General features: G+C 46.8%; 23 protein-coding genes. 22 read left to right on the top strand and 1 reads right to left on the bottom strand.

The genetic code is table 11. The features are described from left to right. The first annotated feature begins 94 nt into the window (after positions 1-94). From MHH92_RS18660 to MHH92_RS18620, 9 genes are all read left to right on the top strand, one after another. Positions 95-1,213, top strand: coding sequence for a hypothetical protein (locus tag MHH92_RS18660; protein ID WP_036607656.1), 1,119 nt, complete (start codon positions 95-97; stop codon positions 1,211-1,213). A 44-nt stretch (positions 1,214-1,257) separates the two neighbouring features. Next, on the top strand, positions 1,258-1,764 hold the full coding sequence (locus MHH92_RS18655; protein ID WP_036607653.1) for a gamma carbonic anhydrase family protein: 507 nt from the start codon (positions 1,258-1,260) through the stop codon (positions 1,762-1,764). Positions 1,765-1,787: 23 nt separating this feature from the next. After that, the gene (locus MHH92_RS18650; protein ID WP_017687723.1) at positions 1,788-1,967 is read left to right on the top strand and encodes an IDEAL domain-containing protein; all 180 of its coding nucleotides are present in this window, start codon (positions 1,788-1,790) and stop codon (positions 1,965-1,967) included. Between the two features lie 153 nt (positions 1,968-2,120). Further along, complete coding sequence (locus MHH92_RS18645) at positions 2,121-2,543, top strand: DUF2487 family protein (protein ID WP_282320922.1); 423 nt, start codon at positions 2,121-2,123, stop codon at positions 2,541-2,543. A 192-nt stretch (positions 2,544-2,735) separates the two neighbouring features. Further along, complete coding sequence (locus tag MHH92_RS18640; protein ID WP_036607648.1) at positions 2,736-3,275, top strand: QcrA and Rieske domain-containing protein; 540 nt, start codon at positions 2,736-2,738, stop codon at positions 3,273-3,275. Between the two features lie 15 nt (positions 3,276-3,290). Beyond that, on the top strand, positions 3,291-3,962 hold the full coding sequence (gene qcrB, locus MHH92_RS18635; RefSeq protein ID WP_017687726.1) for a menaquinol-cytochrome c reductase cytochrome b subunit: 672 nt from the start codon (positions 3,291-3,293) through the stop codon (positions 3,960-3,962). A gap of 21 nt (positions 3,963-3,983) precedes the next feature. After that, the gene (locus tag MHH92_RS18630; RefSeq protein ID WP_036607643.1) at positions 3,984-4,868 is read left to right on the top strand and encodes a menaquinol-cytochrome c reductase cytochrome b/c subunit; all 885 of its coding nucleotides are present in this window, start codon (positions 3,984-3,986) and stop codon (positions 4,866-4,868) included. Between the two features lie 111 nt (positions 4,869-4,979). Continuing rightward, positions 4,980-5,606 (top strand): DUF1405 domain-containing protein, encoded by a 627-nt coding sequence (locus tag MHH92_RS18625; protein ID WP_338708974.1) that lies wholly within the window; start codon positions 4,980-4,982, stop codon positions 5,604-5,606. 66 nt (positions 5,607-5,672) lie between these two features. Further along, positions 5,673-6,542 carry a sporulation protein YpjB gene (locus MHH92_RS18620; RefSeq protein WP_338706439.1) on the top strand — a complete coding sequence of 290 codons (870 nt, stop codon included), beginning with the start codon at positions 5,673-5,675 and terminating at the stop codon, positions 6,540-6,542. Positions 6,543-6,667: 125 nt separating this feature from the next. Here MHH92_RS18620 and MHH92_RS18615 read toward each other — a convergent pair whose 3' ends face one another. Beyond that, positions 6,668-7,537: a YitT family protein gene (locus MHH92_RS18615; RefSeq protein ID WP_338706438.1), complete on the bottom strand. Its 870-nt coding sequence runs from the start codon at positions 7,535-7,537 to the stop codon at positions 6,668-6,670. Between the two features lie 171 nt (positions 7,538-7,708). On the opposite strand from MHH92_RS18615, the gene MHH92_RS18610 reads away from it, so the two are divergent. The 13 genes from MHH92_RS18610 (at position 7,709) to dinG (ending at position 20,466) form a co-directional block, all read left to right on the top strand. Continuing rightward, the gene (locus MHH92_RS18610) at positions 7,709-8,038 is read left to right on the top strand and encodes a nucleotide pyrophosphohydrolase (RefSeq protein WP_017687732.1); all 330 of its coding nucleotides are present in this window, start codon (positions 7,709-7,711) and stop codon (positions 8,036-8,038) included. A 50-nt stretch (positions 8,039-8,088) separates the two neighbouring features. Beyond that, complete coding sequence (locus tag MHH92_RS18605; protein ID WP_017687733.1) at positions 8,089-8,613, top strand: tetratricopeptide repeat protein; 525 nt, start codon at positions 8,089-8,091, stop codon at positions 8,611-8,613. A gap of 80 nt (positions 8,614-8,693) precedes the next feature. Next, complete coding sequence (dapB, locus tag MHH92_RS18600; protein ID WP_036607633.1) at positions 8,694-9,497, top strand: 4-hydroxy-tetrahydrodipicolinate reductase; 804 nt, start codon at positions 8,694-8,696, stop codon at positions 9,495-9,497. Positions 9,498-9,508: 11 nt separating this feature from the next. Then, positions 9,509-9,949, top strand: coding sequence for a methylglyoxal synthase (gene mgsA / locus MHH92_RS18595; RefSeq protein WP_017687735.1), 441 nt, complete (start codon positions 9,509-9,511; stop codon positions 9,947-9,949). After that, positions 9,946-10,644 (top strand): bacillithiol biosynthesis deacetylase BshB1, encoded by a 699-nt coding sequence (gene bshB1 / locus MHH92_RS18590; RefSeq protein WP_338706437.1) that lies wholly within the window; start codon positions 9,946-9,948, stop codon positions 10,642-10,644. Before mgsA ends, bshB1 begins: the two co-directional genes overlap by 4 nt. 99 nt (positions 10,645-10,743) lie before the next feature. Next, entirely contained in the window at positions 10,744-11,904 is a 1,161-nt protein-coding gene (gene bshA / locus MHH92_RS18585) for an N-acetyl-alpha-D-glucosaminyl L-malate synthase BshA (RefSeq protein ID WP_036672009.1), read from the top strand. 62 nt (positions 11,905-11,966) lie between these two features. After that, positions 11,967-13,265 (top strand): CCA tRNA nucleotidyltransferase, encoded by a 1,299-nt coding sequence (locus MHH92_RS18580; RefSeq protein ID WP_338706436.1) that lies wholly within the window; start codon positions 11,967-11,969, stop codon positions 13,263-13,265. Then, positions 13,252-14,229, top strand: coding sequence for a biotin--[acetyl-CoA-carboxylase] ligase (locus tag MHH92_RS18575; protein WP_036672005.1), 978 nt, complete (start codon positions 13,252-13,254; stop codon positions 14,227-14,229). The genes MHH92_RS18580 and MHH92_RS18575 overlap by 14 nt, the downstream gene beginning before the upstream one ends. A gap of 344 nt (positions 14,230-14,573) precedes the next feature. Further along, positions 14,574-15,452, top strand: a complete 879-nt coding sequence (gene panB / locus MHH92_RS18570) for a 3-methyl-2-oxobutanoate hydroxymethyltransferase (RefSeq protein ID WP_338706435.1) — start codon at positions 14,574-14,576, stop codon at positions 15,450-15,452. Continuing rightward, positions 15,449-16,345, top strand: coding sequence for a pantoate--beta-alanine ligase (panC, locus tag MHH92_RS18565; protein WP_338706434.1), 897 nt, complete (start codon positions 15,449-15,451; stop codon positions 16,343-16,345). Before panB ends, panC begins: the two co-directional genes overlap by 4 nt. Continuing rightward, entirely contained in the window at positions 16,338-16,721 is a 384-nt protein-coding gene (gene panD / locus MHH92_RS18560; protein ID WP_017687742.1) for an aspartate 1-decarboxylase, read from the top strand. Before panC ends, panD begins: the two co-directional genes overlap by 8 nt. 93 nt (positions 16,722-16,814) lie before the next feature. After that, positions 16,815-17,462, top strand: a complete 648-nt coding sequence (locus MHH92_RS18555; protein WP_036607621.1) for a tetratricopeptide repeat protein — start codon at positions 16,815-16,817, stop codon at positions 17,460-17,462. A 142-nt stretch (positions 17,463-17,604) separates the two neighbouring features. After that, on the top strand, positions 17,605-20,466 hold the full coding sequence (dinG, locus tag MHH92_RS18550; RefSeq protein ID WP_340905517.1) for an ATP-dependent DNA helicase DinG: 2,862 nt from the start codon (positions 17,605-17,607) through the stop codon (positions 20,464-20,466). Positions 20,467-20,478 lie beyond the last annotated feature (12 nt).

Genomic DNA, 20,478 nt, shown 5'->3' with positions numbered 1-20,478 from the left:
ATTATGGGAATTCCGTCAACGATGTTTACAAAACCAAACTATTTCAGGCTCTGAATCAGTAGTCGAAGTAGTTAACGGGCGAGGCGATGGACCCATGAATCTAGCGGATATGCTTACTTTTGCCGATATTGGCCAGCTTAATCGAATAGCAGACTATTACCAATGTGAATGCAAGCCCAATTCCAAACATGAACTCATCCAGAGTATTCTCACTACATTGGGCAGCAGACCCTTTTTTGAGCAGCAGGTACGTCAACTGAATCAAGCAGATCAGCGCTTTTTGAACAACTTGTTGTTTGATCCTCGCCAGTATTATGGTATGGAAGAACTCATTGCCATAGCCCGTCAATCGATGGACAAAAAGGAGAGTGAGGCTGGCGCGAGTCCACGTGATCTCATCGTTCGCTTCAATAAGAGTGGATGGTTGTTCAATGGGACAACGCAGCAGACCAGGTATTTGTATCAGGTACCCCAGGATCTGAAATTAAGATTCAGGGATGTGTTATCCACACATCTGCGAGCAGGGATAACCAAAACAACGGAGCCACCCATGTATCGGGATGAGTATCATCTCTTAGCGGATGATCTCAAGTTGTTCCTGCAGTTTGTCCAGCAACACGAAATTGCCCTTAACGCTGAAGGCATGATGTACCGTCGCTCTCAACAGCAGATTATGGAGCATCTACACATTAGTGAGGAATTGGTGGGCAAAGGTGGATGGAGATTCGGATATGGCCGTTCCTTCAAGGATTACCCGGATCGTTTCGCACTTCTCTACGACTATGCATTTCACCATCGGCTGGTTCGTGAGGAGCAAGGCACGCTGAAGTTATCACCAGCTGGAGAAGACAAGCTGGGAGCTGAGAAAACAGCCGAAATGATACAGCTATTTAGGTTTTGGTTAAGATTGTATAAAGGTGCTATTCCCAATCTGTCCTCTATTGTGTATTGGACAGGCGAATGTGCCCAAGAATGGTCAACCGCCGAGTCGCTGTTTCGTCAGATCGGTCCGTTCATTCAGCCGTTTTACTATGATACGGCCGAGGCCATTTATGATAACAGAATTGTTAAAATGATGTTGCATCTTGGCATGGTCCGTATTGGGGAACATGAGGAAGGCAGGACTATACAAATGACAGCCTGGGGCACACGTCTTGCTGCATCCTGTCGCTCCATCTCAGGAGACATTACGCCTATTATGTTTGACAAGTGAAGGACAAGTTGCTAAAATCACTCCCAAATTAAGGAGTGATAATAATGATAATTCCATACAAAGGTCTACAACCTCAGTTACATCCTTCGGTATATATGGCTGAAGGTGCAAAACTGATCGGTGATTTGAGAATGGGAGAAGAGTCTTCCGTCTGGTTCAATGCAGTCCTGCGGGCTGATTTGGCTCCTATTATCATTGGAAAGCGCTGTAATATTCAAGATAACGTTGTCGGTCATGTCAATACTGATCAACCTTTGATTGTGGGAGATGATGTCTCAGTAGGACATACAGCGATCATTCATGGTTGTTGTATTGGAACAGGATCATTAATCGGCATGGGAGCCATTCTGCTGAATGGAGCCGATATTGGCGAATATACGCTGATTGGAGCCGGTTCTGTTGTTACTGAGAATAGTAAAATTCCGCCCTATACTCTTGCTTTGGGGACACCTGCCAAAGTGATACGTGAGCTGACTGATGCCGATCTGGAGCGGATGTCCAGAACTTCACTGGGTTATGTTACCAAAGGAAAAGAATATAGGAGCTCTTAAATCCGTTTTGGAGGTGCATCCTATTGGATAAAATGAAAGTTACGTATGAAGTCATGTTGGGGCTGGCAGCTGAGATGGTTTGGGACGAAGCGCTTCGCAAACAGCGCAGCGAGAAGCTCTATTTGGAAATCGATAAAGCGTTAGCTACCGGAGACGAAGTAGCTTTCCGGAGTCTGACGGATGAACTGAGGACCATAAACTGATTAGCAAAATAGTTCCTTTCTGAGATAAAAGGGAATGCGCAGATGCGTGTTTCCTTTTTTTGATATGTGTAATTCCGAAATGAATGTCTGGATTTATAAGATATAGTCATATATAATATGGGAATAAAATGGATAGAGAGGGGATATAGGGAATTGAAATTCAGTGAGATGACTCAAGACAGCTGGGCTGAACTGCAACTCTATCTGGATACATGCCTTATTCCATACACAGCTCTTAGCGGTGAGCAGTCGCCAGTTGAAGCTACCGAGGCGTTGGAGCGGCTGAGAGATTTTCTGGATCTGGTCGAAATTCCTTTCAAAGGGAGAATCATGACTTATCCAGCCTTTCATTATGCTAATTCGGAATTGTCAATGACATTAAATTCCTTGTCCGAACAGCTTAAATCCTCAGGATTCAAATATGTGGTTATTATGTCATCGGATGGTCATTTGGATGGCATGGAAATTCCAGCTGCTGATCTGGTTTTGAGTCGGTCCGTCTTAACTCATGAGGTCGGAGAAGAAGGGATTGCGAGATTTATAGGGGAAAAGATACGAGAGTTGTGGAAAAAATAGTTTTTAGCGACAAATGTGACAATTTTACAACAATTTTTTAATAACGCTTACAATTGAACCTTAAAAATGTGTGACAAATTCTTGACGGTGTTCTAGGGCTACTATATGATTATGTATGTTCTAGTAAGTCGTGGAATTTATGAAAATGAAAACGTTTGAGAGAGTTGGCTGAAAAAGGGGGTTGGAGACAGTATGAGCAGTGAGCATGACCACGAAGCTTCATTGAAATTGCCAAGCCGCATGGAGATGTCACGCAGGCAGTTTTTGACGTACACGCTTGGTGGAGCTACAGCCTACATGGCCGCCGGTGCAATCCTTCCTATGGTCCGTTTTGCGGTGGACCCGATTTTGCAACATAAGGGAGAAGGCACCTCTGTCAAAGTAGCTGAAATCAGCAAAATTACGAATGAGCCTCAAGAATTCACCTTTGAACTTAAACAACAGGATGGTTGGTATCTGAGTAATGCATCGTTAGTGGCGTGGATTCGCAAAGACGAGCAGGGTAAAATTTATGCACTCTCACCTATATGTAAACATCTGGGATGTACAGTAGGCTGGAATAGTGACAAGCAATACCCTGACGAGTATCATTGCCCCTGCCATGGCGCGCACTATGACAAGGAAGGGAAGAATCTTGCCGTAGCCCCCAAACCGCTGGATGAGTACGTAGTCAAGGAAGAGCAGGGTTGGGTATATCTGGGCGACATTGTTCCGAACACCCGAGTGAATTAGGAGGCGTGAACGCAGATGTTTAAAAATGTCTATGACTGGATTGACGAGCGTCTTGACATCACGCCAATCTGGCGGGACGTTGCGGATCATGAAGTTCCAGAGCATGTAAATCCGGCTCATCACTTTTCCGCATTCGTGTACTGCTTTGGTGGATTGACGTTCTTTATTACTGTTATTCAGATTCTGTCAGGCATGTTCCTGACCATGTATTATGTACCTGATATTATCAATGCCTACGCTAGTGTGGAGTACCTGCAGACCAAAGTAGCCTTCGGCCAAATTGTTCGCGGCATGCACCACTGGGGAGCCAGTCTGGTTATCGTAATGATGTTCTTACATACGATGCGTGTGTTCTTTACAGGCTCTTACAAGGCACCGCGTGAAATGAACTGGGTTGTTGGCATGCTGATCTTTTTCGTCATGTTGGGCCTGGGGCTGACAGGGTACTTGTTGCCATGGGATAACAAAGCCTATTTTGCAACAAAAGTAACACTGGAGATTGCCAATACGGTTCCTTGGCTGGGACCGATTATTAAAGAATTCCTGCAAGGCGGTACGATTGTTGGTGCACAGACACTAACCCGATTCTTTGCCTTGCACGTATTCTTCCTCCCCGCTGTGCTTCTGGTGCTTCTGGTCGGACACTTTATCATGATCCGCAGACAGGGCATTTCGGGACCACTATAAACTGAGAAGGGAGGAATCGCAATGGCTCACGGACATAAGAAGGATGATGAGGAAAAGGTTATCTTTGTCGGTGATTCACGGGTCCGTAAAGGGGCGGGTTTCATTACCCCTCCTGATTACACGGCGTATCCCGGCAAATCAGAAGCCTTTATCCCCAACTTCCTGCTGAAAGAATGGATGGTTGGTGTCGTTGTATTGGTGGGGATTCTGGTTCTCACGATCTCAGAACCTGCACCTTTAGGCTATCCGGCCAATCCGAGCGCATCCGTAATTCCTATGCCGGACTGGTACTTCCTTTTTCTGTATCAGTACTTGAAGTATCCATACGCATCGGGCGATTACGTTCTGCTCGGGGTACTGGGGGTCAGCGGAGTTGCTTTTGGAGCTTTGCTACTGGCACCATTCCTGGATACAGGCAAGGAGCGGCGTTTCTATAAACGCCCAATTGCTTCATCACTGATGATTTTGTCGGTCATTTCTGTATTCTACCTGACAAATGTAGCGTGGACGCACTACGAGCATGAGTTGGAAGCAAGTGGACAGAAGCCTGAACATATTCAACGTGAAGAAGAAGCGCTTGAGAGGCGTGAACAGGGGCTCCCACCCGTTTCCAATGCACCTGGACAGCAAGAAGAAGTTGCGATCGTGGAACAGGATGATCCTGCAATGGAAACGTACAAGAAGGCTGGATGTATTGGCTGCCATGCGGCTGATATGAAGGGCGCAACTGGACCTTCGCTTCGAGGCATAGGTGACAAGCACAGCCAGGAAGAGATTCTGACCATTATCAAAGAAGGCTACAATGCAATGCAGCCTCAGTATAATAATGCTATTGCTCAAGGTGTTACGGATGAAGAGATTACTCATCTGACCGAATGGCTTGCGAAACAGAAAGCAGAACAGTAAAATCGAAATAACCAATGAAACCTGATCGTTTATGCGGTCAGGTTTTTTTGAAGTGTTTTTTTGGACAGCACTGTATCGTGCACAATATTGATGAAGGAAGGGGCAGGGAATGTGGCTTTATCGTATTTCTGGAGTAGAGAATTTCTAACCAATCGTTATTTCCTGTGGCTATTATTTTGGTGTAATGCGGTAGGAACGGTATACGGATACATCTGGTACGGAGAGCAAATGAAATTGACGCTGGCTGAGCAGCCGGTGTGGCAGATCGTATTTGTGCCGGATAGCCCAACAGCGAGTTTGTTTTTTACTTTAGCGTTGTTATGGGTGTTGTACCCACCGCGGTCCATCATTATCAAACGGATCGGACATTTGATTCAGGCGCTTGCCGTGGTCACATCTGTGAAATATGGCGTGTGGGCGGTGTCCATTATTTTCGCTGGCTGGATGCAAGGTGGTACACAGCACTGGCAAGACTGGATGTTGATTGCTTCGCATAGTGCGATGGCCATAGAAGCTCTAATTTTTGTACGCTTTTTCGGCTTCCGCTGGGCTTCCCTTGTCGTTGCAGGTCTTTGGACGCTGTTGAACGATACGATGGATTATACATATGATATTTACCCTTGGTTACCCGCATCCCTCTATGATCATGTAGATGGTGTGCGTAATTTCACATTCGGACTGACACTGGTAAGCATTCTGTGCGCGTGGCTGGCCTTAAGACAGGCGAAACGAACCTGATATCCGATCTTGAGCTTGTTCTAATGAACTGTCCCCCGCCATACATTGGTGGTGGGAGGGATGTCCATGAAGAGAACGTTTGGGATCAAAACTGGCTTACTGGTGGTATCGTTCATGGCTCTAATGCTGTGGACGAACTTAGCATATCGTGTATCCGCGCAAAGTGAAGCATTGAATTCGAATTCAGATCAGCAAGTGTCCACAAGCAATTCAATTGCACAACTGAATGAGGAAGCAGCTATATTGTATCGTCAGGCGCTCGAGAATAATATTGAAGAAGTGCGAGGAAGCATTCTGCGTATCAGTAAAAGTCTGGAGCATATCTCCTTTGAGGGACAAACAACAGTCGAGGGCATACACGCCTTGTCCGAAACCATAGTTGAAGTGAAACAAGCCGTTGTGAAGGTGAAAAATGACGATGCTTCTCTTCAGCAGTCCTCAGCCAAACTCAGACTTGCAGCAGATAGTCTCGCGAATCCAACCAAGCCTTTATGGCTTCAGTATTATAAAATCGTGAAAAACGATCTGGACGCTTTATCCGCTGCTACAAATCAAGGGCAAACTGCGGCCGTACTGGCAAACCGCTATACCGTTCTGGAGGAGCATTATGAGACGATTCGTCCTGCCGCACTGATTCGCCGTGAACCGTATGAAATTGCTCAGATGGACGCCTGGTTATCTCATACCAAAGGGCTTACCGCTGCCAAGCAACCTGATCTGGCTCAATTAAAGAGCATGGTTGGCCATGGGGAGGAACTGGTGAACAAGTTGTTTGGTCGCGAGAAGGACGAGAGTGCCTTTGTACCGTTTGTACAGGGTCCTGATCGCAGGGCAGCCGGGCTGCTCATTAGTTCGGTCATTGTGGCAACGTTAAGTTACGCCGGATACCGTAAGTATCGTGCGCAGCAACAAGGGATTTTTCCTTTTCGGCGCTAATGGGATATGAACTTGATGGATCCTGGTCTATAAGTGGTATATAAAAAAAGACCTCTTTCCACATGAACAGCCACGCTAACGGCTCTTCATGTAAAAAGAGGTTTTCTTGTAGTTTCTGTGTTATATCAGCTTTCTTTGAAACCTTCGCCATGTACATCGTGAACATCGCTGATGATGACAAAAGCTCTCGGGTCAATGGAACGTACAATGGTCTGCAATCTCCTGAACTCTTGCCTGGAGATCACGCAGTAGGCCATGTGTTTGGCCTGTTTAGAGTACGCGCCAATGGCTGGAATGAGGGTCACGCCCCGATCCATATCCCGTGTGATCTGGTCCGCAATCTCGGGTGCATGGTCACTAATGATCATAAATGCCCGGGCAGAATATGCACCTTCCTGAATAAAGTCGATGACTTTAGAGGCGATGAATACAGCTACAAGCGTATACAGAATTTTTTCTTTGGGGATGTAGATGAGAGAGAGCCCGATAATGACGAAGTCGATGCCCAGTAATACTCGGCCCATGCTCCATCCATACTTGCGGTTGAGAATACGGGCAATGATGTCTGAACCGCCCGTCGTTCCGCCCCAACGGAATACAATGCCAAGGCCGGCTCCGAGGGTGACACCTGCATATAGGGCTGCGAGCAGGAGGTCATTCTCGGTATGTAATGGTTCAATCCAGCCCATATGAATCAACTTCTCAAACAACCATAGAAAAACGGTCAGTGCCCCGATTCCGATACCCGTATAGATCATCTGTCTGCCGCCCAAAATTTTGAGCCCAATCAGAAAGAGGGGAACATTCAGAATCAAGGTTGTAAGTGAAGGTGAGATGCCAAAAGCGTAATTAATCAGCACCGTAACCCCGGTGAGGCCACCTTCCATAAGCTGGTTGGGGATAATGAAATAGAGGAGCCCAAAGGCATATAAGGCTGTACCCAGTACGATGGGAAGAACCAGTTTAACTTGTATCCAGGTTTTGGCAGTGCTCATAAGATCCCTCGCTGTAGATAAATTAGAATGAAGAAGCAATCATTCCCATCTAGTATACCTGTTTATTGATTCTTTAAAAATGATTTGTCGCTGATGATGGTGGAAGTGAATCTAAATAACTGATATTATTAGGAACAAATACGACATCATTTCAAAGGAGAATCCGTTCTCATGGAGAAAAGCATCGCAGAAATGCAGCGTGAGGTTGATCAGTATATCTCCCAGTTCAAGGAGGGGTATTTCAGTCCTCTGGCCATGTTGGCCCGGATGTCTGAAGAGGTTGGGGAGCTCGCCAGGGAAGTGAATCATGAATTCGGCGAGAAGCCGAAGAAATCTTCCGAAGCAGCCAATTCCATTGAACTTGAGCTTGGAGATATTTTATTTATCACGATTTGTTTTGCGAACTCACTGGGAATTGATCTGGCTGAGGCGCACGATAAAGTCATGCATAAATTTAACACCCGCGATGCCAATCGGTGGACTCCCAAAAACACCGATTAGGCGTAGATTACATATGCTGTACCATCACCCGATCGGGGAGGGTCAGCTTAATGATGAAACCGGAAGAATATATGCAGCAGGCTTACCGCTGTATATTGCAAAATGATTTTGAGCAGGCGATTCGTTGGTTCGAGTCAGCCATTCACGCTCATCCAAAACATGCGGAGTTATATTATCGCTGTTCCATTACACACGCCCGCAGCAAACATCTGGTTCCAGCGCTTGAATATGCGCGCAAGTCGGTTGAATTGTCGCCAGGAACAGAAGAGTATATTTTGCATCTGCAGACGTTGGAAGCAAAACAATTGACCTCCAGAGCGAAGTTGCTGTTGGAGCAGGCCGGTATTGCAACACAAGAGCGCTATGTGGAAGCGTCTACGCTTCTGCAAGAAGCGGTCAAACTTGATCCGCTCTCAGTGGAAGCTCATGTTATGCTTGCGCTGGCTTACAGTGATTTGAATGAATTTGACTATGCAATTCAGGCGCTGCGTGAGGCAATTTTGCTGGATCCGCAGAATGGGCAACTGCATCAGATGTTACAGGAAATCAAGCAACGTATGAAATCCATCCAATAAGAATTCATTTTGCAAAGATTTCTTTCGAGTTGAAATGGATTCTACGATATGATCCAACATAGTGAGGAGATGCAGTCAATATGAGTGAAGTAATCAGAGTTGCCGTGATCGGAGCGGCTGGCCGTATGGGCCGTGAAGTTGTGAAATTGGTACTTCAGGACCCGGAATTGGAGCTTGCAGCGGCTGTCAACCGCTCCGGAGCAGGCACGGATGCAGGAACCCTTGTTGGTTTGCCAGAGTGTGGGGTGCTGGTGACTGATGATATCGAAATGGCTTTTGCCGAAACAAAACCTCAGGTTATGGTTGATTTTACAGTACCACAATTTGCGTTTGCACATACTGAGATCGCGATCCGTCATGGAGTCAGACCTGTCATGGGTGTTACTGGCTTCACGCCGGAGCAGATCGAACAGTTGGACAAGCAGTGCCAGGACAAAGGAATTGGAGGGCTTATTGCCCCTAACTTCTCGATTGGTGCCATTTTGATGATGCGATTCGCAGCACAGGCTGCCAAACATATGCCAAATGTGGAGATCATCGAATATCACGGAGATCAGAAGCTGGATGCTCCTTCAGGAACTGCGATCAAAACAGCAGAACTGATTGCTGCCAATCGGGAAGAACTTCGTCAAGGTAATCCGAATGAAGAAGAAACGATTGAAGGATCACGCGGCGGGTATTACAATGGCTTCCGAATTCACAGTGTACGATTGCCTGGTGTATTCGCGCAGCAGGAAGTTGTTTTCGGAGATTATGGACAGTCACTTAAAATTCGGCATGACTCCTACGAGCGCGCAGGTTATATGCCTGGTGTTAAGATTGGTGTGCAAAAGGTTATGGAGTATACAGGAATGATCTACGGATTTGACCACTTTATCGACTAAAGGAGATTGTCATGTTGAAAATAGCATTTATCGCCCATGATCGTAAAAAAGAAGAGATGGTTAACTTCGTGACGGCATATGAGCCTGTTTTTACGGACCATCAATTATATTCTACAGGAACAACAGGCCTTCGTATTATGGAAGGAACGTCGCTGAAGATTCATCGATTCGAATCAGGCCCATTGGGCGGAGATCAACAGATTGGAGCTTTGGTTGCGCAAAATGAGATGGATCTGATTATTTTCCTGCGCGATCCACTGATGGCACAACCTCACGAGCCGGATATTAATGCGTTGCTACGTCTTTGTGATGTGCAGGGTATTCCACTTGCCACCAATATCGCAACCGCTGAGATTCTGGTCAAGGCTCTGGATCGTGGCGATTTTGCCTGGAGAGAGCTGGTACATAAATACAAGCCGGAGGCTGGATTGAATTCGGGTGATTCCGAATGAGTCTGGATATTCTCATCTTTGGAGCACATGCAGACGATGCGGAGATTGGTATGGGTGGAACGATTGCCAAACATACCGCTGCCGGCTTGAAAGTAGGCGTGTGTGATCTGACTCGTGCTGAGATGTCTTCCAACGGAACAGTAGAGCGCAGAACCGAGGAAGCGGAGCAAGCCTCCCGCGTCCTCGGTCTTTCGTGTCGAACGAATCTGGGGCTTCCTGATCGTGGCTTATATCTTACGCCTGAACATGTACAGGCGGTGACGGCTGAGATACGGCGTCATGCCCCTCGGATGGTGTTTGCTCCGTATTGGGAAGATCGTCATCCGGATCATGTCAATTGCAGTAAGCTTGTGCAGGAGGCTGTATTTAACGCCAAGCTTCGCAACTACTTGCCGGACATGCCTGCCGTGCAGGTGAAGGAACTTTATTTTTACTTTATTAATGACATCGGGCCTACGGATTTGATTGTTGATATTACGGAACACTATGAGCAAAAAGAAGCATCATTGCTCTCTTATCGTTCCCAATTCGAACTGGGAGACGGAGCGGTCTCAACGCCATTGAATCAAGGGTATATTGATCGTGTAAGAGCCCGCGATTCCTTGCTCGGACAACGCAGTCTCATCCCGTTTGCAGAAGGTTTTGCTACAATTACACCTTACGTGGTTCATCAATTTGGCCCGGGTGCCCAATAAGCGATTTCACATTTTACGTTTAATGAAACGAAGGGTTTCATTATTCCATTGCATTATATCAACCTGCATGAAGCGGGAGATCAAAGGAGCGTCCACAGGATGGATAAAAAGCTAAAAATCGGCATCACCTGTTATCCGTCCCTCGGCGGGTCTGGCGTTGTCGCAACGGAACTGGGCAAATTACTTGCCGAACAGGGGCATCAGGTTCATTTTATTGCCAACAGTATCCCGTTCAGACTGGGTACGTTCCAGAAAAATATTTTTTATCACGAAGTTGAAGTAAATGATTATTATGTTTTCCGTTACCCTCCGTATGACCTGTCACTGGCAACAAAGATGGCTCAGGTGGCTAAGTCACAGCAGCTGGATCTGCTGCATGTTCATTATGCCGTGCCACACGCAGTATGTGCCTTTCTGGCGAAACAAATGGTAGGGGACGGCCTTAAAGTGGTTACCACGTTACATGGAACGGATATTACGGTTCTGGCTCAGGATGAATCTCTGAAGGATCTGATCCGTCTAGCCATTAATGAAAGTGACGCAGTTACTGCCGTATCACAAGATTTGATTCGAGAAACGGTCGAATTGCTGGATATTCAGCGTCCAATCGATCTAACCTATAATTTTATTGACAAACGAATATATTATCCGCGGGATGCTGCCAGTCTGCGAAGAGACTTTGCTACGCCTGACGAAAAAATATTAATGCACATCTCCAATTTCCGACCGGTGAAAAGAACTCAGGATGTGGTAGAGGTCTTCCGTCAGGTACAGGAGCAGGTTCCTGCCAAACTGTTATTTGTTGGTGAAGGACCTGATTTGCCGAAGATGCAATGGAAGATTAATGATCTCGGCTTGAATGATAAAGTTCATTTCCTTGGCAAACAGGATGACATTGCTCAGGTCATCTCCATGGCGGACGTGTTGATGCTTCCATCGGAGAAGGAAAGTTTCGGACTTGTGGCGCTCGAAGCAATGGCTTGTGGCGTACCCACGATCGGTTCACAGGCCGGAGGAATTCCGGAACTGGTCTTACATGGTAAGACGGGTTATTTATCCGCGATCGGGGATACACAATCCATGGCCGAGAACACCATCCGTTTATTGACGGACGATCGTTTGGCTGCTGAGTTCAGGGAAGCATGTCTTCAGCGCGCGCATCACGACTTTTGCAATGATGCTATTCGGCATGAATATGAACAGATATATTACCGGGTGTTGGGAAGGGAAGTTCCGAATCTGAAGCCGGTTTGCGGTTAATCATTTCTTTGACGAAATCATACTGTGCATACCACAACAGGCAAGAGAAGAGGTGATATGTGGTGGTTCAATGGACACAGGTAGATCGTGAAATGGCAATGCAAAGTGAGAATGTACTCACAACATTAAACAAACATGGCTACAAGGCATATTGGGTAGGTGGTTGCGTTCGTGACGAATTGCTGGAACGTGTTGTGGATGATATGGATATCACGACATCTGCTTCTCCTGAGCAAGTCATGGAACTGTTTGACGATTGTATTCCTACAGGTTTACAACACGGTACGGTTACCGTTCGTTCAGGCGGTTATTACTTTGAAGTGACCACATTTCGAACAGAATCCGAATATCAGGATAATCGCAGACCTGCTGCGGTTCAATTTGTTCAGGATATCAAGGAAGACTTACAGCGGCGTGACTTCACGATGAACGCTCTTGCCATGGACGTCACTGGGACAATCGTTGACCCGTTCGGTGGACAGGCAGATATCAAGGAAGAGCGAGTCAGATGTGTGGGTTCTGCGATGGAACGATTTGGTGAAGATGCACTGCGGATGCTCCGCTGTGTCCGGTTTGCTTCCGTATTTGATTTCAAAATTGCCCACAACACGTGGAAGGGTCTTGTAAGGCAGAAAGACCTGCTTCAACATATAGCAATGGAACGGGTACGTACCGAGATGGTAAAAATGATGTCTGGACCGCATCCTTCAAGAGGGTTGGAGCTGTTATACAGAAGTGATTCCCTTGCGCATATCAAAGCGCCGGTAAGCTCGACCCGATTTAACAAGATGTTGTTATCCAATTTGGAACAATTGTCAGGTCAGCATGTGTTGCTTCGTTGGTCACTCATCCTGATTGCTGGCGGTTATAGCAAGGATGAAGCAGATGTATTATTACGTCAGTGGACATTTTCCAATGAACATCGTTCTCGTATAACAGGGGTCCTCCAGGTGGAACAGTTGATTCATACTTCCGTGCAGGAGCCGAAGGATACGGTCAGTCTCCGTTCCGATTGGATCGTTACTGTTCTGGCTTGTGGCGTTCAGGCGGCGGATGATTGGCTTCGAATACAGTCTGCACTGCCAGCAGAATGGCGGAATCAGTCCGAACCGGCAGAAATGCAGGTTGTATTAGTACAAGAGCTTGCAGCCGAATGGAGTCAATCGATTCCTGTGCATGACTTGAAAGAGTTGGATATTACAGGGGAACAAGTGTTACAAATGGTGCAGCGCAAAGGCGGGCCTTGGCTGGGGCAACTAATGAAACATTTGTTACGAGAAACGGCGATTGGAACGATAGCGAATCAGCATGAAGCACTAAGTGCAGAAGTGAAGCGGGTGGTTCAAGATGACCAAACATGAAGATCTGTTACATATGTTATTAAATGCAGAAGGACGATTCGTATCGGGTGAAGAGATCAGCCGTAATCTGTCCATCAGTCGGACCGCTGTGTGGAAACATGTGAACAAGTTACGAGACATGGGTTATGAGTTTGAAGCGGTATCCCGCAAAGGATACCGTCTGGTAACGAAGCCGGATAGCATTGACGCTACTGGGCTCCAATTGGCCCTGGATACAACCGTATTTGGCCGTAAGGCTGTTTTGTTGGCTTCGACCCTGTCTACGCAAGGGGATGTTCTCAAGCTAGCTGAGCAAGGGCAGGCAGAAGGCGCTGTGGTCATTGCGGAAGAACAAACAGGAGGAAGAGGACGTTTCGGTCGACAGTGGTTCTCTCCTCCGGGTAAAGGGATCTGGATGAGTGTCCTGTTACGCCCTGATCTACCACTTCAGCATACGCCGCAGCTAACTTTATTAACAGGAGTGGCTGTATGTCGTGCCGTTCGAGCTTGTTCAGGAGCTGATGCGGGCATCAAATGGCCAAATGATGTGTTGATTGACGGACGCAAGGTATGTGGCATATTGCTTGAATCTACGGTAGAAGATCATGAAGTCAGATACTGTATCGCAGGTATAGGCGTTGACGTGAACTTTGATCCCGAGGATTATCCGGAAGATCTGACCACAATCGCTACTTCGCTCAAGATGGAGACGGGTCAATCCGTTGATCGCACCAAACTAACGGCTGCCATTTTGACGGAGCTTGAACAGTTGTATTTTTTGTATCAAAAAGAAGGATTTGGCGTGATCTCAGCTCTATGGGAGGCCCTGTCCGTATCGATGAATCGAGAGATTACAGTGACGAATCCTCATGGTGTCATTGAAGGGAAGGCAATTGGTCTTGACCCTTCTGGTGCACTTATCGTGGAGAAGCACGATGGAGAACATACACTAATCATCTCTGGTGAGATTTCCTGGAAATCATAAACAATTTGTCGAATTTTCACTGGTAAAATGAACATAAGACGTGAAGTTTGAGCAGAACTTTGGTATACTGTGTTCGTGAGGCGATATCGGCTAATGTAGACCGAATTGCACTCTCGTAACAGTAACCTTTGTTCTGCTTTGATGTGTTTTATATAAGCAGACCGCAGTGTAAGAATGAAATACGTTTAAGTGAGTTGTTGGATTCTGCTCTGAGCCGAAGAGGACCGAGACAGAAGGGACGATCGCAAGTGACTCTTTTTTGACTTTTCGGGACTTTTTAGTGGAAAACTAAAAGGTTTTTTTGTTGCGTTTATTTGAAAAGAAGAAAGGAGCCATGAAAAAAAATGGCGAACAAACAAGCGTTGAATATTGTGAAAATGAAAAAATATAAGCAGGATGGCGTGCCGCTTACCATGATCACGGCTTACGATTATCCAACAGCGCTCCTAGCAGAGGAAGCAGGTATTGATCTGATCCTGGTTGGTGATTCACTCGGCAATGTAGTACTGGGTTATAATTCGACGCTTCCGGTGACCATCGACGACATGGTATACCACACACGTTCCGTAGTGCGCGGTGCTGAGAAGACATTTATTGTGGCTGATATGCCTTTTATGACGTATCATGGCAGCGTGGATGAGACGCTTAAGGGTGTCCGTCGACTGATGCAAGAGGGGCATGCCCATGCGGTTAAAATGGAAGGCGGAGTCGAGATAGCGGACACCGTCAGAGCAGTTGTGCAAGCAGGCGTGCCTGTTCTTGGACATATCGGACTGACACCTCAATCGGTTAATCAGATTGGTGGTTACCGCATTCAGGGCAAGGATGCAGCGGATGCGAAACGTCTGATGGACGAAGCCAAAGCCTTGGAAGCTGCAGGTGCGTTTGGTATTGTGCTTGAACTGGTTACGGAAGAAGTTGCACGGGCGATCTCGGAGGAACTGTCCATCCCTACCATCGGAATTGGAGCAGGACGAGGCTGTGATGGTCAGGTACTGGTATTCCACGATGTGGTTCAATACGCCTCTCCGTATACGCCCAAACGATTTGTCAAAACCTATGGAGATGTGGGTACATTAATCAAAACCAGCATCGAAGCTTACGTGAAAGAAGTGAAAGATCGTTCGTTCCCGGCCGAAGAGCATGTATTCAATGCGGCGGATGGTGTTCTGGATCAACTGTACGGCGGACAACGCAAGGAAAAGGTGGGGAGTAACTCATGAAAGTATTACGGACAATCGCAGAGTTAAGACAGGAACTAAGTTTGAAGCGTCAAGCGATTCGGTCCAGTGCGTCTGTTGTAGGTCTTGTACCAACAATGGGTTATCTTCATCAAGGTCATGCAAGCTTGATGCAGGCAGCCAGACAACAAAGCGATATCGTGGTATTAAGCATATTTGTTAATCCAATTCAATTTGGCCCTAATGAAGATTTTGACAGTTATCCGCGGGATGAAGCCAGAGATGTGGAAACAGCACGCTCACAAGGAGTGGATATCGTATTTATTCCCTCTGTTGAAGAGATGTATCCACAGGCAACGCAAACGACGATATCTGTCTCAAAACTGACGGAGCGCTTATGTGGCGCTTCACGTCCAGGACATTTTGACGGAGTAACAACTGTAGTCTCCAAGCTCTTCAACATCGTACAGCCACAGCGTGCATTTTTTGGAATGAAAGACGCTCAGCAGGTTGCGGTCATTCAACAGATGGTGAATGATTTGAATATGCCTGTAGAAATTGTACCCTGTCCAATTGTTCGCGAAGAGGATGGTCTTGCTCTCAGTTCACGTAATGTCTATCTTAGCGCAGAACAGCGTACACAGGCCTTGGTTCTGTCGAAGGCACTGCGTGCAGCTCAGGAAGCCGCAGATACAGGTGTAGCTACTACAGCCGCAGATATCCGTCGTATTCTGCGTGAGCACATTGCAACCTCACCGCTTGCCGTTATCGACTACGCCGAGATTCAGGCTTTTCCAAGTCTGGAGCCGCTCACAGATCAGGAAGAAGTTCAAGGCCGTGACGATCTGCTCATCGCACTTGCGGTGAAATTCGGAAAAACAAGATTGATTGACAATATAAGGTTGCAAAAATCGGAGGTACTGTCCCATGTTTAGAACACTGATGAAATCCAAAATTCACCGGGCTACGGTAACGGAAGCCAACTTGAACTATGTGGGTAGTATTACCATAGATGAAGACTTGATGGAAACATCCGACTTGATGGAAAACGAGAAAGTGCAAATTGTGAACAACAACAATGGTGCACGTCTGGAAACATATGTGATTCCAGGACCACGCGGAAGCGGGGTCATATGTCTTAACGGCGCAGCTGCACGTCTGGTACAGCCTGGAGATAACGTCATTATCATTTCTTACGCCATGATGTCGCAAGAAGAGGCAAATACTCACAAACCAACCGTTGTATTTGTAGATGGGCAGAATAAACCTGTACAAACGATGAAACAGGAAGTCCACGCAACAATTATGTAATCGACTGGTAAGGAGAATGAAATCGGCCCTTGAAGCAAAAAATGAGTACAGGTCACTGCACTAATCCATTTTTTCAAGGGTGGGGATGCATCGATGTTCCAGCATGTTTTCGCAGAAATGAACGACATGTTAGATGAAATTATCAAGAGCTATCCTTCCGCTGAAGGCCTGAACAAACAAGAATTGCTGCAAAAGTGGAACTTGCTTAAGCGGATGAGTGACGGAATGCTGGATGAATGGCTGATGTTTGAAGAAAAGATGAGCCAGGTGAGAGAGCGGGAGATGGATAAGCCTGCTTCCCTTGAACCGGAACAGGAAGCTGTTACCGCTCTGCCTGAACTCCATCTGGAATGTTTCAGTCGAGGTCAGGGTTATTTCAAATTACAGATGTATCCGCAGGCGATCATGCAGTTCTCCCGGGTTGTGACCGACCATCCGGAGAGTGCATTGACTCGTTTTTACCTGGCGCTCGCGTATCTGAATCTGGAACAAATGGCGGAAGCCGGGACACATTTGCAGCAGATCATGTACCTTAAGGGTTCACCTCGCTTGAAAGGGCTTGTATGTAACGCCCTGGGCTGTATTCAAGCCAAGCTTGCGAATCCCGAAGCTGCATGTTCACTCTTTGCACAGGCCCTTCAGTATGACCCGACATTGACCGAACCACTGTACAACATGGAAGCTTGCAGGTTGAACAGGGGAAAATTGCAATATGCTAATCAGCTGACGACCCTTCATTAAGCGGGAATTCGGCGACAAAAAAACGGTGTTCCCTCCTTTGGCATAGCGGCGGGGACACCGCTTTTTTGTTAGTTAATTTTCAAATCCCTTTTTTTTTGCTATGCTGTAACATAGACTGGAATGGAAGGGACCGTACATTGCAATGAAATTTGCCGTATTGGATTTCGAAACAACCGGCACGCAGTCCGACGGTGAGATTATACAGGCCGGACTTGCCATCATAGATCATGACTACAGCATAACTCAAATATATAGTTCTTATGTGAACCCTGGTGTACCGATTCCCCCGTTTATTTCGGGGTTAACGGGTATTACCAATGAAGATGTGGCGGACGCTCCTTCACTCGAAGAGATGATGATGGAGATGGTTCCGCTGCTTAATGATGTGGTGCTTGTTGGACACAACGTCGCTTTTGATTTTCACTTTTTGCAGAATGCTCTTGACCGTTGCGGTTATTTGCCGTTCACTGGCCGCATTCTGGACACAATTGATTTTCTGAAGATCACATTCCCATCACTGGGTTCATATCAACTCGGTTATGTGTCTTCCGAATTCGGATTTCAACATGATCGCCCTCACCAGGCAGACAGTGATGCACTGGCGACAGCCTATGTGCTACTCAAGTGTCTGGATGAGTTAAAGGAATTACCGCTCATAACGATTCAGCGCCTCAGTGACCTGTTTGCACCAGAAGACAGTGACTTGGGTTGGTTTTTGGACGGAATGCGCAGTGAGAAGGAAGCAGAGCCGATTCAGGACCTGGACGGACATACCTATTATCGTCAGCTTGCTCTTAATGTAAGTGATTGGACCGATATTGGTGCACCACGCGATGAGCGGGAGGCTAACCCCCTCGATGGTGTAAGCTTCGAACAGTTTATGGACCAGGTTCGGGAGAATCTGAAGGATACACTGGATCATTACGAAGAGCGTGAAGCGCAGACTCAGATGTTCAGCAGTGTAAGGCAAGCCCTGGATGAAGAGAAACATCTCTTGATCGAAGCTGGAACGGGTACCGGTAAATCTCTAGGGTATCTGTTGCCTGCTATTTACGAAAGTGTGAAGCAAGAACAGAAAGTTATGGTTAGCACGCATACGATCAATCTGCAGGAGCAATTGAGAGAGCGGGACATTCCGATGCTGACTCAAGTGGTTCCGTTCCCGTTTAAGGCTGCTGTATTCAAAGGACGTGGACATTACCTGTGCCTGCGCAAATTTGAACACAAAATCAATAAACGTGAATTCGCCACACCGAAAGAGGATTATTTCACAGCTGCTCAGATGATCGTCTGGCTTACGCAGACCGAAACCGGAGATGATGAGGAACTTAACCTTAGCGGACGCGGAGGGGACTTCTGGGAGACCGTACAGAGCGAATCCGAATCATGTCTGGGAAGATCCTGTCCATGGTTCCGTAAATGCTTCTACCATCGTGCCAAACATGAAGCAGGGTTGTCTGATATCGTAATCACCAATCACTCCAAATTATTTACGGATGTGAAAGCCGCGCATCAGCTGCTGCCAGCCTATGAGAGTCTTGTGATCGATGAGGCACATCATCTGGAGGATGTCGCTGGTAAACATCTTGGAATGCATATGAAATATTTCACCTTGGTTCATACACTGACCCGCCTATTTAAAGACAGTCGTAATGGACAGTTGCCTATGCTTCGTTCGCAGTTATCCGGGCATGAAAATTCGGTGCAATGGGGCTCCATGGTGGATCAGATGTTCCCGCTCGCTCTTGAAGTTAAGGAGCTGTGGGATCGTATGAGCGATGCCTTGTTTGGTCTGTTGCCTGAACGAAGTGATGCTTCACCGGGAGAGACGGGGCAATTTTCACTGCGTCTGAAAGCATCTCAGAAACCTGCAAAATGGCAGGAGTTGCAGGATCTGGAGAACCAGATCTATGTGACTCTGGGTGATTTGGTTCGCAAAGGGGACAAATTGCTGCTTGAAGTGAAAGAGGATCAGGATGATTATCAATCGGATAGTCTGATCACGGACATTACAGGACTGCTGAAAGATCTGACCACATTGAAGGAGAATCTACGTTTCTTCATGCGTATGGATGATGCCAAAACGGTGTACTGGATGGAAGCCAGCGGCCAATTCCGCAGCAAATCTCTCCAGCTGTATGCCGTACCTGTAGATGTGAGTGCACAACTTAAGGATTTATTTTTTGATAAAAAGAAAAGTGTTGTGCTTACATCGGCTACGCTTTCGGTAGATAAGTCATTCCAGTTCATGATTGAACAGCTTGGCTTGCAGGAAGCGGCCGAGAACAATCGGCTGTTAACGTCGATGTTGCCATCACCTTTCAACTATCGCGATCAGGCACTTCTGGTGATTCCGCGTGATTTCCCGAGTGTGAAGGGAAGTGTGGGTGATGCGCACTTTGTTAATATGCTGGTGCAATCACTTGCAGAGACGGCAATTGCTACGCGTGGACGCATGATGGTTCTGTTTACTTCATACAAGATGCTGCGACAGGTCTATGATCCGCTGAAGGAGGCACTGTCTGGCAACGACATCTCGTTGCTTGGGCAAGGCGTTGACAGTGGAAGTCGTTCCAAATTGACTCGCAGGTTTCAAGATGCCAAAGCAACGGTACTTCTGGGCACAAGCAGCTTCTGGGAGGGTGTAGATATCCCGGGAGAGGCCCTAACCTGTCTCGCTATTGTTCGACTGCCTTTCCAGCCACCGAATCATCCGTTGGTGGAAGCCAAGAGTGAGTTGCTTCAGGAACAGAAGAAAAATCCGTTCATGAAACTGTCCGTGCCACAAGCGGTCATCCGTTTCAAACAGGGATTTGGCCGATTGGTGCGTACAGCAAAGGACAGAGGAATTGTCATTGTTTATGATACACGGGTGATTGAAGCGTATTATGGTAAATTCTTTTTGTATTCATTACCTGGTCCCAAAATGGAGCATATGCTCACGGAGCAAATGGTTCCACGAATCACCGAGTGGTTGGAAAAACCTGCTAATGAACAAAAATAATGGTTGTTTTGT

Source organism: Paenibacillus sp. FSL M7-1414, from assembly GCF_038003195.1.
In the GTDB taxonomy this organism is placed as follows: domain Bacteria; phylum Bacillota; class Bacilli; order Paenibacillales; family Paenibacillaceae; genus Paenibacillus; species Paenibacillus amylolyticus.
This window is presented reverse-complemented; position numbering and strand designations above follow the sequence as displayed.